Raw genomic sequence first — 442 nt, 5'->3', positions numbered from 1 at the left:
TGAAGGTTTTCAGACCCGAGGAACCGCAGGTAACCCGCAACCCAGCGTTCTCAGCCCCGTCGGTTTTGACCTTATCCCCTGGCCGCATTGCCTCAATGGCACGGACCGATAGTTGCTTGCTTCCTTGTTTGCTATGCTCCATCGCTTTGATCCACCAACACTAACGCTTTCAAGCAAATCCCCGCATCGCAGGCCCCGTCTGGCCTGCAGGGGATTTGGTATAGGTTTTTGGCAGTATAGCACCTTCAAAATCACCTTTTCGAAGGAAAAACCAAAAACCTATACTAAAACCTATACTAATTTTGCGGATTGGGGTGGATTTCCGTGGACACCCACGGACACTACCGGAAATCACATATTTCGCTAACCATTTGAATATATAGCGAAATAAAAGGAAAAACAGGCTGAAACGCACATATGGCGAACCCCAATTTATCCGCAC

General features: G+C 48.2%; 1 protein-coding gene. It reads right to left on the bottom strand.

Translation table 11 applies throughout. The features are described 5' to 3' along the window. Nucleotides 1-169: 169 nt before the first annotated feature. Nucleotides 170-442 (bottom strand): hypothetical protein (locus A3730_RS32635; protein ID WP_231883928.1); only part of this gene is annotated, 273 nt, incomplete at its 5' end.

It is taken from the genome of Alcanivorax sp. HI0044 (assembly GCF_001634945.1).
The sequence above is the reverse complement of the archived record's forward strand: the minus strand, read 5'-3'. Positions and strand labels throughout refer to the sequence as shown.